Raw genomic sequence first — 14,231 nt, forward strand, 5'->3', positions numbered from 1 at the left:
TTCGAGGATACGTTCATGATCGTCAGGAAGCTGTCCCTTGCAGTTGCCGCTACTCTCGCCGTTTCCTTTGCCTTGAGCGCGCCCGCCATGGCGCAGGAAGCCACCGTGCACATCGGCTATTCCGGGCCGCTGAGCGGCGGCGCGGCAAAGTACGGACAGGAAGTGCTCGAAGGCATGCAGATGGCCGTGGCCGAAATCAATCAGGCCGGGCTCGTGGTGGGCGGCAAGAAGGTCAAGCTCGACGTAGTCGCGCTCGACGACCAGTACAACCCGAGCGAAACCGCCATCAACGCGCGCCGTCTGTCGCAGGAATACAGCGCGAGCGTCGTGCTGGTGCCTCACTCCGGCGGATGCTACGCAGTCCAGACCATCAACCAGCAACAGAAGCTGCTGCTGCTCGCCTATACGAGCGTGCCGCAACTGGCCGCGCGCGGCAATCCGCTCACCATCCGCATCCCGCCGGAATTCACCTCGTACACGGCTTCGTTCGTGAAGTACGAGATGGACAAGTTCGGCAAGGACGCGGCCATCGCGAATACCGACACCGACTACGGCAAGGCCTGGACCGCCGCGTTCAAGCCCGCGTGGACGGCGGCGGGCGGCACCATCGTCGCGGACAATCCCATGTCGTATAACCGCGCCACCGACTTCTACAGCGGCGTGAGCCGCGTGCTGGCCGCAAAGCCCAAGGTGATCTTCGTAGGCGGGCCTTCGGAGCCGACTGGCCTGATCATTCGCCAGGCGCGCGAACTGGGCTTCAAGGGCGGCTTCGTCGTGATGGACCAGGCCAAGCTCGACGAAGTCGCGAAGATCGCGGGCGGTTATGGCGCGCTCGATGGTTCCGTTGGCGTGATGCCGATCGGCGACGATCCGTCGCCCGACGCCAAGGCCTTCGTCGCTCGCTTCACCAAGACGCACGGCGGCCGCCTGCCGACCCAGGAGGCCTCGCTCAACTACACGGCCGTCTGGGCGACGGCGCAGGCGATGAAGCTTGCGGGCACAACCACCGACGCCGACGCGATCCGCAAGGCCTACGATCAGGCGCTCAAATCGCTCTCGCCGCAAAACAACCCGCACACGCTCACCGGCGTCGATGCGCGTGGCGGCATCACGATGGGCCGCGCCGTGGTCGCGGTGGTGGAAGGCGGCAGTCTCAAGTTGCTGCCGGATACGGCGCTTGCCGCCAAGTAATCGTTGTTCCGATCCTTGATGTGAAATACGCGGGTCGCACGTTCAACGTGAGCGGCCCGCCTTCCATTTGCGAGGCCGCATGACGACATCCACCGCTACGCTCGACGATTTCATAGTCGGGCTTTGCTTTCCCGAAGCGCCGCGCTGGCACGCGGGCCAACTCTGGTTCTCCGACTTCTATCGCCATGAAATCCTGCGTGCCGACACGCAGGGCCAACTCGACACGATTGCGCACGTAGATGCCTGCCCGAGCGGGCTAGGCTGGCGTCCCGACGGTACGATGCTGGCCGTCTCGATGCACGATTGCCGTCTGCTGGGCGTCGCCGATGGCAAGACCTCCACGCTCGCGGAACTTGGCGGCCACGTGCCCGGCCCCTGCAACGACATGCTGGTGGACACGGCGGGCCGCGCGTATATCGGCAACTTCGGCTTCAATCTTTACGCGGGCGAGCCGCCGCGCTCGACCGAACTGCTCTGCGTGCTGCCCGATGGAACGGTACGCGTAGCCGCGCAAGACTTGTTGTTCCCGAACGGCATGGCGCTCACGCCCGATGGCCGCACGTTGATCGTGGCGGAAACCTTTGGGCAGCGCCTGAGCGCATTCGATGTTGCGCCCGACGGCACGCTCGCGCGCCGCCGCGTGTTCGCCGATCTGGCGGGCAGCTATCCGGATGGGATTTGTCTCGACGCCGAAGGCGCTGTGTGGGTCGCCGATGCACGCGGCAACCGGGTGCTGCGCGTGATGGAAGGCCGGGGGATTGTAGAGGCCATCGCGATTAACGATCAGCAGTGCTACGCCTGCATGCTGGGCGGCGACGATGGGCGCACGCTGTTCCTCTGCACCGCGCCTGGCACGGGGCCGGAGAACGGCGCACGCCGCGAAGGCCGTATTCGCGCGGCGCGTGTGGATGTGCCGCGTGCGGGTCTGCCTTGACGCTGAAGCGGCACAAGCAAAATGGCGCGCCACGGGGCGCGCCATTGATCAAAGCGGACTGGATGGTCTGAAACCCTCGCGCAATTCCCGCTTCAATATCTTGCCGATTGCGCTACGCGGCAACGCATCGGCGATCACGACTTCCGAAACGCGCTGCATCTTCCCCAGCCTTTCATTGGCCCATGCCGCAAGCGCTTGGGCGTGCGCCGAGACATCGCCGCGCAGCGTGACGAACGCTACCGGGGTTTCGCCCCAACGCTCCGAACTCACGCCCACGACAGCGGCCTCCGCGATATCCGGATGCTGGAGCAACACCTGTTCGAGATCGCTAGGATAGATGTTGAATCCGCCCGAGATAATCATGTCCTTCTTGCGGTCCATCAGCACGAGAAAACCATCCTCGTCGAAGCGGCCGATATCGCCCGTGCGGATAAAGCGCTGGCCGTCGCGGTCGTACCACTCGGCTTCGGCGGTCTTGTCGGGCTGGCGGTAGTAGCCCGTCATCATGGTCGGCGAGCGGCCCACGATCTCGCCGATGCTGCCCGGCGGCAATTCATTGCCCGCAGGGTCGATCAGCCGCATCTCGTGACCGGGCATGACGCGACCGACCGTATGGAGCTTGTCCGGGTGCTCGTCGGCGCATAGCTCGCACGACGCGCCGCCTTCGGTCATGCCGTAGAACTCGGTCAGGCTGCCAGGCCAGCGGCGCACCACATCCGCCTTCAGGCCTGCATTGAACGGCGCACTCGTGCAGGACTTCGAAACAAAGCTCGACAGGTCGTAGCGATCGAAATCCGGCTCGGCCATAAGGCGCTGATACTGCACCGGCACCAGCATCGTATTGGTGGCGCGATGCTGCTGCGCCAGTTCCAGATAGCGCTTCGTCTCGAACTTCGGCATCAGCACGACCGTGCCGCCTAGCGCGAAGGTGGGGAAAAAACTCACGAGCGTGGTGTTCGAATAGAGCGGCGTCGAGATCAGCGTGACCGATTCCGGCCCGTAGCCACGCGCGACGCTGCGTAAGCCGTAGGCGAAACGCATCGCGTGCGACTGCACGATGCCCTTGGGCACCCCCGTCGTGCCCGACGAATAGATGATGTTGAACGCCCACTCGGGCCGGATATCGACATGGCGCGGCACCGCGCCGCGCGGCGCGAGCCAGGCGTCGATGCCGGTGGTGTCCTCGGCGTCGCCTTGCGCATCGAGTCGAACGGTACGCACGCTGGGTGGTGTGGCCGCGCTTTGCAACGCTTCACGCACCGAGGCATCGAGAAACAGCACACGCGCGCCGGCGTTCGCGATCATGCCCGCGAGGCTGTCCGGATGCGAAGAAGGCGCGAGCGGTGCAACGGCCGCGCCTGCGCGCAACGCGCCCAAAAACACCGCCGCATACCAGGGCGAGGCGTTCGCGCAGATCGCAACCACATCTTCCGGCATGACGCCATCGCGTTGCAGCGCGCTCGCGCAGCGGTCGATCATCACGTCGAAATCGGCGTAGCTATAGGTCGTGCCCTCGCAGACCAGCGCCGGATGGTCGCCCTGCTCGACCGCCCAATTGCGGATCTGATCGCCGATACTCACGAAAGGCGCGTCGTAGGGATTCGAAGTCGCGTTCATGGATTCCACTCCGCCCTTAAAGGTAGGCCGCCAGTTCCATCTTCGCGATGGCGTTGCGGTGCACTTCGTCCGGACCGTCGGCAAGGCGGATCGTGCGTGCGTTCGCATAGGCGCGCGCGAGGCCGAAATCGTCGCTCACCCCGCCGCCGCCGTGCGCCTGGATGGCCCAGTCGATCACCTGGCAGGCCATCGAGGGCGCGGCGACCTTGATCATCGCAATCTCCTTGCGCGCCGCCTTGTTGCCGACCGTATCCATTTTCCAGGCCGCATGCAGCACGAGAAAGCGCGCCTGATCGATCAGGATGCGCGCATTGGCGATACGTTCGCGCGTCACGCCTTGATCCGAAATCGCACGGCCAAACGCGGTGCGCTTCGTCGTGCGCTTGCACATCGCTTCGAGCGCGCGTTCGGCGCGGCCGATCAAACGCATGCAATGGTGAATGCGGCCCGGCCCGAGCCGGCCTTGCGCGATCTCGAAGCCGCGCCCTTCGCCCAGCAGCACGTTCGACACCGGCACGCGCACGTTCTCGAACAGCACTTCGGCGTGGCCGTGCGGCGCATCGTCGTAACCGAACACGGGCAGATGGCGCAGCACCGTCACGCCCGGCGTGTCGAGCGGCACCAGCACCATCGACTGGCGCTGATGGCGGTTGGCGCCTTCGGGATCGGTTTTACCCATGAAAATAAGGATCTGGCAGCGCGGATCGTTGGCGCCCGAGGTCCACCATTTGCGCGCGTTGATGATGTAGTGATCGCCATCGCGCTCGATGCGCGCCTCGATATTGGTCGCATCCGACGACGCCACGGCCGGCTCGGTCATCGCGAACGCCGAGCGGATCTTGCCGTCCAGCAGCGGCGCGAGCCATTCGCGCTTCTGCGCGTCGTTGCCGTAGCGCAGCAGGGTTTCCATGTTGCCGGTGTCGGGCGCCGAGCAGTTGAACGGCTCCGCGCCAATCGACGAACGTCCCATGATTTCGCACAGCGGCGCGTACTCCAGATTCGTCAGCCCTTCCTGGCCATCGTGCGCGGGCAGAAACAGATTCCAGAGCCCGGCTGAGCGCGCCTTGTCCTTGAGTTGTTCCATCACGGGCGCGGGCTGCCACGGATTGCCCGCGCGCCGGGCCGCGTCCATTTCGGCGGCGAATTGTGCCTCAGCCGGATACACATGCTGTTCCATGAACGCCGTGAGACGCGCCTGCAGTTCCTTGACCTTGCCCGAGTGTTCGAAGTTCATAAGCCTTTTTCCGCGTGAATTGTCAGCCTGAAGTTGTGCCTGCGTGCGTTCGACGGATGCGCCGCGCTAGCGCAGCGCGTCCACCTCGCGCGCGAGCGCCCATGCCTGCTCCGCAAGCGGCCGCGTGCGCTTACCGGTTTCGAGCGCGAGCGCGTTCGAAGCATTGCCTTGCAATGCGCGCGCCAGCACGCCTTGCAGGATGCCCACCAGCCGGAACATGTTGAAAACGAGGTAGTAGCCCCAATCCGTCTGCGGGACTTCCGCATTCGATGCGCGCGCAACCGTCTCAAGATAGCAGCGCAAATAGGTCTTTTCGTCGGGAATGCCGAGTGCCGCGAGGTCGAGACCCACGAGGCCGCGCCGCGCGCCGGCCTGCATATGCCAGATCATGCAGTGATAGGCGAAGTCCACCAGCGGATGCCCGAGCGTGGAGAGTTCCCAATCGAGCACCGCGAGAATGCGCGGCTCCTGCGGATGAAAAATGACGTTATCGAGCCGGTAATCGCCGTGTACGATGCGGCGCTCGTCGCCGGCCGGAATATGCTTCGGCAGCCAGTCGATCAGTTGATCGGCGGCCTCGATACGCTCGGTTTCCGAGGCGCGATACTGGCGCGTCCAGCGCGCCACCTGACGCTCGATATAGTTGCCCGCGCGGCCGTAATCGCCCAGCCCGATCGCGTCCGGATCGACCGAATGCAGCGCGGCGATCACGCGATTCATTTCGCCGTAGATCGCCCCACGCGCCTCGCGCGTCATGCCTGGCAGCGCCGCGTCCCAGAAGATGCGGCCCTCCACATACTCCATGAGATAGAACGGCGTGCCGATCACATCGGCGTCCTCGCAGAGCGCGTAGGCCTTCGCGACCGGCACCTCCGTCTGTGCGAGCGCGCGGATCACGCGATATTCGCGCTCCACCGCATGCGCCGAAGGCAGCAAGTCGCCAGGCGGTTTGCGGCGCAATACATACCGCTCGCCCGCGCTTTCGAGCAGAAAGGTGGGATTCGACTGGCCACCCTTGAACTGCTCGACACGTAGGTCGCCTGCAAAACCCTCGGCATGCTCGCGCATCCAGGCCGCGAGGCGCGCGACGTCGAAAGCGTGCGCGGGCGCGACAGGACGCGTCCCGCTAAAGCTCGACTGGAGATCGATGCTCATGGAATCGACAAGCCTCCATTGGCGGCAGCGTCACGGGGAGTCGTGACGGTTGGCCATCGTTAGATTATTCTGCAAAGCAAGTTTGAATTCTGCACTGCAGAAATGCTAACGCGTAGGATTCGTACCTGTAAAGCGCCGATTCGCATCAAGAGATTGGGAAAAACCCCACTGTTCAGGGCATGTTGGGGCAGAGAGGATTGTGTGGCGTGGGTGGGAAATAGCTTTGCCGCGATTCATTGAGCATTGAATTCACGACCGGCATTCTGATAGGCAGACGTGTGTTATCACCGCGCGAGACCCCGCATTTCACGCATTTATCGCTTGCATTTATTTAGCATCGCGAAATATCTAGCGCAAAAGAAAAGGCGCGAGCGACCCGCTCGCGCCTGTGCCTTACTGACCCGCGATCGCCGCTTCCAGCTTCGCAATCATCTGCAACAGCCGCGGTTTCACTTCGTCGAGCAGAAATTTCGGTGTAAGCGAAAAGGAAGGTCCACCCACGTTGATCGCCATCGCCGGCAGTCCGCCGCCTGGTTCGAACGCGCGCGCGATACCGTTGACATCCTTCTGCCACTCGCCGAACGAACAGGTGACGCCCAGTTCCGCATGATCCCTCAAACCCTGCTCGATGCCGCGGCGCACGCTCGGCCACGCCACGTCGTCGAGTTCGCGGATCTGCTCCATGACGTCCTCGCGCTCGCGCGCGGGCGCGGCGGCCAGCCAGGCCCGACCAATCGCCGAAGTCGCGAGCGGAATGCGCGAGCCCACGTCGAGCGTGAGTGCCAGCGCCGCCGTACTGCGGCAGCTTTCGATATACAGCATCGACAGCCGGTCGCGCGCGCCGAGCGAGACCGTGCCGCCCGAGAACTCGGAAAGCTCCTGCATCATGGGCCGCGCGAGCTTGCGCACGTCCAGGCGCGCGAGCATCGAACTGCCGAGCGCCAGGCAGGCCGTGCCGAGCCGATAGCGCCCGGTATCCTCCAGATGGATGAGGTATCCAAGTTTGGTGAGCGTCATCGTCAGCCGCGAGACCGTCGATCTGGGCAGCTTGCAGCGCTGGGCGATTTCCTGATTGGTCAGCGTCGTGTCGCCGCCGCGAAAGCACGCGAGGACGTCGAGTCCGCGCGCGAGCGCAGTGACGAAATGGCGGTCTTCCTTGTGAGCGCTGGCTCGGGCCGGCTTCTGCGCGGTATCGGACATTGCGGATAGTGGGAATATTGAGCGCGATAAACCGCGGGTGCGGTGAGTTCGCGAAATTATATTCTGTATCGCAAAATCGTCAGACGGCGTCAATGGGTAGGCGACCCTAATCCACCTCTAGAACAATTGCCGCAAGCCCACGCGCGCCACGAACTGCCGCCCATTGGCCGACGACGCGCCATTCGAGACATCGCCCAGCGACGCCGTTGCCGCCACCGCATTGCCCCACGCGTCGAGGGTGGCCCCACTGGCCTGCTGATAGCCCGCGAGCGCGTAGAGCCACGTACGCTTGCTCAGCGCGTAGAACGTCGAGAGATTGAACTCGTGATACTGCGCGCTCGCCGCGTCGCTCACCGAAGTGCGATGCGTGTAGCCGTAGCCGCCCGCCACGCGCAGCGCGGCCGTGGCCTGCCAACTGAGCGTCGCCTGTACCGTGTCGAATACCGCGCTGCCCGAGAACAGCGAACCCGCGCCCGCGTCATAGCGCGCGTTGCTCCAGTTGAGCCCCGCCGTGAGCGCGCGGTAACGATATGTCATCGCGGCGGCGAACACGTCGAGCCGTGCCGCGGACGCGAAGCCCTCATTGATCGACGACGAATAGTAACCGTCGTAGGTACCATTCCATGCGCCCTGCGATGGATCGCTACTGGCGTGCAAATACGCCGCCGCGAGATTCAGCGGACCGCCGCGATACGCGAGCCCCGCGCTCCACGCATTGCGCGCCGCCACACTGCCCGCTTCGCCGCCAAAGCCGTAGATCGCCTCGAACTGCCAACCGGCAAAGCGCGGGCTCGCGTATTTGATCGAGTTGTTGATGCGCGCGTTGTTGTCGACGTTGTCGATATCGCCGGGATGCGCGGCCATTCCCGTGAGAAAACTGGTCGGCCCGATCGAGCCGACCATGTCGATGACGGCGTCGTACTGGCGACCCAGCGTCAAGGTGCCAAGACGATCGTCGGCTAGACCCATATACGACTGTCGCCCGAACAAACGACCGCTCTGCCCTGCGGCGCCCGTGCCCAGATTGAAGCCGTTCTCGAAGTAGAACAACGCCTTGCGGCCCGCGCCTAGATCCTCGCTGCCGATCAGGCGCCAGCGGTCACCGTTCCAGGTGCCGCTCTGGAAACCGTAGCTCGGGCGGCCCACGTACACAGCGGGCGCTCCTGCCGCTCCCGCTGTCTGCGCGACACGCACGTTGCTGCTGTAGCCGAAGCCACCATCGACGATGCCCGAAAGCGTGATGCTGCCCTGTGCGGCGGCCGCACCAGAAAAGGCCACCGCACCGCCTACCACCGAAAACACTGCGAAACTGCGTACACGTGCGCCTGCTGCCAAACCCGTCATACCTTCCCGGCCTGCGGCGCTGCAACGGCCTTCGCGGCACGACGGCGCGCAAACCCGATCGCCAGCGCGATCACGAGCAAGACCGCCACGACGATTCCCGGCACCATCACCGGTTGCAGACGCGCAAGCAACGGACGAGGACCACCGTTGCGCGCCTGCGCAACCTCTTCGACGGAGACGCGTACATCGGCATTGCCGTATTGCGTGAGCACATAGTTCGCGATCGACGCAATCTGCTCATCGCTAAGCGGCTGTACATAGGAATCCTCGCCAAAACTCGGCATCAGCACATGCTGACCACCGGCTTCGCGATCCACGCCATAGAGCATCGCCGCGACGAGATTCGACGGGTTGAGCGAGCCGGTCGCCGTGTTCGCCGAAAGCGAGGGATACGCCTGGCTCGGACTGCCGGTGCCGTCCACGCGGTGGCAACTCGCGCAATAGCCGCTAAAGAGCGCCGCGCCCGTGGTGAGCGTGCCGTTGGCGTTCGAGGGCTGCATGCCGCGCAAACCCGTCTCGACGCTCGCCGACGCGCCATGCGCAAACGCGGGCTTCGTCTCGCGTGCATCACGGATCGGCGGCGTGCTGCGCAGATACGCGACGATTGCCGCGAGGTCGTCGTCGGAGAGATATTGCAGGCTGTTCTGCACCGCCTCCGCCATCGGCCCGGCCGCCTGGTTCTTGCCCGGCGCGCGGCCCGTCTTGAGATAGCTCGCGAGTTCGGCGTCGGTCCACGCGCCGATGCCGCTCACGGCATCCGAGGTGATGTTCGGCGCGTACCAGGCCCCAAGTTGCGCGCCGCCCAGATCCTGCTTCGCATCCTCGGCCATCATGAAGTTGCGCGGCGTATGGCAGGCGCTGCAATGCGCGAGCACATTGGCGAGATACGCGCCGTGGTTCCATTGGGCGTCGTGCCTGGGATCGGGGGCGAAGCGGCGCTCGTTCAGATAGAGCGTGTTCCAGAGCGCCATCGAGGCGCGCACGCTGAACGGGAATGGCAGCTTCGTCGGCGGCGCGGCGTCGTCTATGGGCGTCACGCCGTGCATGAAGTACGCGTAGAGCGCATGCACATCAGCATCGGTCAGGCCCGTGTACGACGTGTAGGGCATCGCAGGATAGAGATGCGCGCCGTCCGCACGCACGCCCTCGCGCAACGCCCGCGCGAACTGCACTTCCGTGTAGTTGCCGATACCTGCGGTCTTCGACGGCGTGATGTTGCTTGAATAGATCGTGCCCATCGGCGAGGCGATGCCGTAACCGCCCGCGAAGGGCTTGCCGCCATTGATGGCCGTGTGACAGGCCATGCAGTCGGCCGCAACGGCAAGCTGATGACCTTTGGCGATCAGCGCAGGATCGGCGTCGTTCGCCGTGACTTGCGCCGAAGCGAACTGCGCCGCGCCCATTAAACCGGCCGAAACCAACACGAGTACACCAGCGCGCTTCACATGCGTGCGAAGTTGATCAGCAATCCTCATGGCTTATCCCTTCAGGCTGACCGAAATCGAATCGGCCGCCTTGATGGCGAGTGCCGCCATCGAGAGCGTCGTGTTCACGACCGAGGCCGATGGCATCGCGCCGCCACCCGGTAGCCAGAGGTTGTCGTGATCGTGCGCACGGCAATTGCCATCGACGACCGAATCCTTCGCGCTCGCGCCCATGATGGTGCCGCCCATGATGTGGTTGTTCGCGTTGAGCGCGGTCGTGATGTTGAATTCGACCGCATTGAACAGGCTGCCGATGTGCTCCAGTTGCTTGTGCGCCGCTTCGGCGCCCTTGCGCACGTAGTCGCCCACGTCGTAGTGGATATCCGGGCACGCGAGGCCCAGCGGATCGACGCGCGTTTTGCTCAGCGTAAGACGGTTGTTCGGATCGGGCAGCGGCTCCAGGCTGATCGAGAGATCGACGCCATAGATCGCGCGGCGGCGGATTTCCTCGTCGAGCTCACGACCGACGAGGCCGAGCTTGAGCGCCTGCTGCGTGGCCGGACCAACGCGCGAGATATTGTTGAGAATCATCTTGTTCGCCGAGTATTGGCCACGGAATTCGCCATCGCGCGGCCCGACGATGCAACTGCTCTGCGCCGGCCCGCGGCCGAGCCACATCGGCTCGTCCGCAAGGAAGGTGCAGTGAAAACCCGAGTGGTCCATCATGTTGCGGCCCACCTGATCCGAACCGTTCGCAATGCCGTTGGGATTGCGTTCGTTGGCGGCGAGCAGCAACAGGCGCGGCGTTTCGATGCCGTTGCAGGCCAGCACGAAACGCTTGCCGCTAGCCTTGTGCGAATTGCGCGCCTTGTCGTACCAGTGCACGGCGGTGATGCGATTGTTCGCATCGGTGTCGATCCGATACACCACCGATTCCGCGAGCACGTGTGCGCCCTTTTGCTCCGCGCGCTGCACGTGATGGATGCCGTTGTACATCGCGCCGATCGGGCAGATCGGCTGGCAATTGTTGTTGCCGCAACAAGTCGGGCGGCCGTTCCAGGGGCGGGTGCTGCGCGCCTGCGGGATCGGAATCGAATGATAGCCGTGGGCGTTCACGACTTCCGCGAAGCGCTTGTCGCCGTGGCCCCAGGGCACCATGTCCATCGGATACGGGCGGCTGCGTTCGGTGGGCGACTGCATCGACGGATCGTTGGGACCGGCCACGCCCAGTTCCTCTTCTGCGCGGCAGTAGTACGGCTCCAGTTCCTCGTAAGGGATCGGCCAGTCGCGGCCCACGCCATAGGTCGAATGCATGCGGAAATCGACCGGCAGATGGCGCCAGCACGAAGCCGCCCAGTGCCAGGTCGTGCCGCCCACCGTGCGCAGATAGCCCTGCTGGAAGCTGTTGCCGTCCGGCCCGCTCAGCCCCACGTAGTTGTTCTTCGGGAAGTACAGCGGCGCGGGCGCATGTTCGGCCTGCGGATAAAGGCCCTGAAAATCAGAGCCGACGCGATTGTCGAACGGCATGTTGCGCCAGTTCTCGACCGCCTGGCCGCGCTCGATACGCAGACCGGCTTCGAGCATCAGCACGGAATGGCCTTCGCTCACGAGTTGATCGGCGATCAACGCACCGACCACGCCGGAGCCGACGATCACGACATCGGCGGTAACATCGCCATTGGCTTCAAATACAGGTGTTTTCATGGGGTGTGCGAGTCCGTGCGCGGACGCTTAAGCGGGTCGGTGGGCAGTGGCGGCGCGGCGCGCAGCCTGCGCAGCGGCGGGCGAGGCGACGTTCGCCGCCGGCGGCTCGGCGGTCCACCAGAGCGGGCCGTTTGCGCAGTAGGTGGGCGGGCTCATGCCGTCGCCGACGGTGCCGTACATGAGCGCATTCGCGTAGGTCACCATCACGGCTTGCGTGCCGTGGCCGACCGTGCCCGTGTACCACGCGGCCACGATCGCGAGCGCGGTGTCGCGTAACTTCGCGGCGTCCGCGGCGGCGAGCAGTTGCTGCGACGTCTGGCCGGCGTGCACAAGCTTCGCGAGAGCGGCGGCGCGGGCGGCGAAACCTCGATCGGCGTCGCTCAGCGCGCTGAAGAGTCGCGCACCGATGCCCGCATCCAGGTTCCGGTGGCCGGTGAGCGCCTGCGAGACGGCGACGAAATCCTGCGCGCCGAACGGCTCGCCCGCGAAAGCGCGCGGCGCGACGGCGAGGAAGCCCGCGTGCGTCAGGGCGGCCACGAGGGTCTTGAGCACGGTGCGGCGCCGGGCGCTGTGGCGCGGATCGCGCGGTGCGTCTCCAGCAGTCGGCGGGTTGATCTTTTTCATTTTCTTGAATGGTTACGCGGCCTTACCAGCATAGCCCTACGCCATGCGGCACAGCTCCAATGAGGCTTCCAACCGTGCGCGAGCCAGCACCCCAAGGCCTGGTGAACGCCGAGGGACTGCGACGATCTGAAGCGGCGCGAATTATGGAACCGGTTCCATTGATCCGTCAAGCACAGAACAATTGCTGAAAATGCAATAAATCTCCACGTGGAGATTTCAAGGCGCTTCGATTGATGCGGAATGGATCGAACGAGGGTTCACGGAACCGTGGGCTCGGAAAAGAAAAACGGCGGCCTGAATAGCCGCCGTCGTGCCGGGAGTGTTGGAGACGTCTTCGATCAGGCGTCGTTGAGATCGTCGAGACTGCGTCCGCGCGTTTCGGGGATATGGAAGGTCGTCAGCACGCCGATAAAGCTCAGGATTGCGACATAACTGGCGAGCGGAATCCAGGCGAGCACGGTGCCGTGGCCCGCGCCCCAATGCGTCGTGGCCCACGCGATGATGGACGCCCCTACCAGCGGCGCGACGCCGCCTGCGATCACGGCCGACACCTCGCGCCCCACCGCCACGCCCGCATAGCGGTGCTGTGCGCCGAACAATTCAGGCAGCAGCGCACCCTGGGTGGCGAACATGCCCCAGACGCCCGCGAGCGCCACGCACAGCATGACGATGCTGGCCGTGGCGTGACCGAGACTGAGCACCCACCAGGTGGGAAACGCCAGCAAAAGCTGATACAGCGCGAAGATTCGATAGGTCCGCACGCGCCCGATGCGATCGCTCAGCACTCCTGCCAGAGGAATCACGATCGCGCCGGATGCCCCCGCTAGCAACAGCGCAAGCGGCCCGATCTGGCCTTTGAGACCCGTCGCGGTAGCGATATAGCTGATCGCGAGCGACTGATAGATCGACGAGCCGCCATTCTCGGCCATGCGCAGCCCGATCACCTTGAGCAAGGTGGGTTTCGAGTTGCGTAGCAGATGCCGCAGCGGGCTTTCCTTGACCTGCTGGCGCGCTTCGAGCCGCGCGAACGACGGCGATTCGCGCAGGCGCAAGCGAATCCACACCGCCACCGCGATGATCACCGCGCTCAGCAGGAAAGGCACGCGCCAGAGCGGCGTCTGCGAGATGTCCTCCACACGCACGAGCGCGAAGTAGATCGCCGCCGCCATCACGGTGCCCAGCAGCACGCCCATGAACGGCAGCGCCGCGAAGTAGCCGCGCCGCTGCGGCGGGGCGAATTCGGCCATCAGCACGGCCGCGCCCGCCTGCTCCGCGCCCGCGCCAAGCCCTTGCAGCAGGCGGCAGCCCACCAGCAGAACCGGTGCCCAGACACCCACGCTCGCATAGGTGGGCAACACGCCGATCAGCGTGCTCGCCACGCCCATCAGCAGGATAGTCGCCATCAGCACGAACTTGCGCCCGTAGCGATCACCCAGCGCGCCGAACAGGATGCCGCCCACGGGCCGGATCGCGAAGCCGAGGAAGTAGGCGCCGAAGCTCGCGATCAGCCCGAGCGCGGGATCGCTCGACGGGAAGAACAGCGGCACGAAGATCAGCGCCGACGCCAGGTTGTAGAGCGCGAAATCGTAGTACTCGAGCGCACTGCCGATCGACGCGGCCCATGCCGCGCGGTAGAGGTCCGCCGACGTCACCTGGGCTTGCGCGGCGCCCGCCTGGGCAAGCGCGCTCGCGTTCGCACTCGTGCGCGGCGTGGCGCCGCTGCTCATCGCTACCGATTGCTGTTTCATGTCGTCTCCTTCCATGTCAACTCCTGTGCATGCGGGCGCCGCGTGCGGCTTCCCCC

11 protein-coding genes are annotated in these 14,231 nt (G+C 64.8%); 2 read left to right on the forward strand and 9 right to left on the reverse strand.

What is annotated here, in order from left to right:
• Positions 1 to 15 precede the first annotated feature (15 nt).
• Together U5782_RS13780 and U5782_RS13785 are read left to right on the forward strand one after the other, a co-directional pair.
• Positions 16 to 1,191, forward strand: a complete 1,176-nt coding sequence (locus tag U5782_RS13780) for an ABC transporter substrate-binding protein (protein ID WP_322044384.1) — start codon at positions 16 to 18, stop codon at positions 1,189 to 1,191.
• A 79-nt stretch (positions 1,192 to 1,270) separates the two neighbouring features.
• On the forward strand, positions 1,271 to 2,125 hold the full coding sequence (locus U5782_RS13785) for an SMP-30/gluconolactonase/LRE family protein (RefSeq protein WP_322044385.1): 855 nt from the start codon (positions 1,271 to 1,273) through the stop codon (positions 2,123 to 2,125).
• A 48-nt stretch (positions 2,126 to 2,173) separates the two neighbouring features.
• Here U5782_RS13785 and U5782_RS13790 read toward each other — a convergent pair whose 3' ends face one another.
• The 9 genes from U5782_RS13790 to U5782_RS13830 form a co-directional block, all read right to left on the reverse strand.
• On the reverse strand, positions 2,174 to 3,742 hold the full coding sequence (locus U5782_RS13790) for a class I adenylate-forming enzyme family protein (protein ID WP_322044386.1): 1,569 nt from the start codon (positions 3,740 to 3,742) through the stop codon (positions 2,174 to 2,176).
• 16 nt (positions 3,743 to 3,758) lie between these two features.
• Entirely contained in the window at positions 3,759 to 4,976 is a 1,218-nt protein-coding gene (locus U5782_RS13795) for an acyl-CoA dehydrogenase family protein (RefSeq protein WP_322044387.1), read from the reverse strand.
• A 66-nt stretch (positions 4,977 to 5,042) separates the two neighbouring features.
• Complete coding sequence (locus U5782_RS13800) at positions 5,043 to 6,131, reverse strand: phosphotransferase (protein WP_322044388.1); 1,089 nt, start codon at positions 6,129 to 6,131, stop codon at positions 5,043 to 5,045.
• A gap of 393 nt (positions 6,132 to 6,524) precedes the next feature.
• On the reverse strand, positions 6,525 to 7,331 hold the full coding sequence (locus U5782_RS13805) for an IclR family transcriptional regulator (protein WP_322044389.1): 807 nt from the start codon (positions 7,329 to 7,331) through the stop codon (positions 6,525 to 6,527).
• Positions 7,332 to 7,448: 117 nt separating this feature from the next.
• Positions 7,449 to 8,675, reverse strand: coding sequence for a porin (locus U5782_RS13810; RefSeq protein ID WP_322044390.1), 1,227 nt, complete (start codon positions 8,673 to 8,675; stop codon positions 7,449 to 7,451).
• Complete coding sequence (locus U5782_RS13815; protein ID WP_322044391.1) at positions 8,672 to 10,150, reverse strand: cytochrome c; 1,479 nt, start codon at positions 10,148 to 10,150, stop codon at positions 8,672 to 8,674. The genes U5782_RS13810 and U5782_RS13815 overlap by 4 nt, the downstream gene beginning before the upstream one ends.
• A gap of 3 nt (positions 10,151 to 10,153) precedes the next feature.
• A complete protein-coding gene (locus U5782_RS13820) occupies positions 10,154 to 11,803 on the reverse strand; it encodes a GMC family oxidoreductase (protein ID WP_322044392.1) in 1,650 nt (549 codons plus the stop codon).
• A gap of 27 nt (positions 11,804 to 11,830) precedes the next feature.
• Complete coding sequence (locus tag U5782_RS13825) at positions 11,831 to 12,427, reverse strand: sugar dehydrogenase complex small subunit (RefSeq protein WP_322044393.1); 597 nt, start codon at positions 12,425 to 12,427, stop codon at positions 11,831 to 11,833.
• 338 nt (positions 12,428 to 12,765) lie between these two features.
• Positions 12,766 to 14,175 carry an MFS transporter gene (locus U5782_RS13830; RefSeq protein ID WP_322044394.1) on the reverse strand — a complete coding sequence of 470 codons (1,410 nt, stop codon included), beginning with the start codon at positions 14,173 to 14,175 and terminating at the stop codon, positions 12,766 to 12,768.
• Positions 14,176 to 14,231: the final 56 nt, after the last annotated feature.

This window comes from Paraburkholderia sp. J67 (assembly GCF_905220265.1).
In the GTDB taxonomy this organism is placed as follows: domain Bacteria; phylum Pseudomonadota; class Gammaproteobacteria; order Burkholderiales; family Burkholderiaceae; genus Paraburkholderia.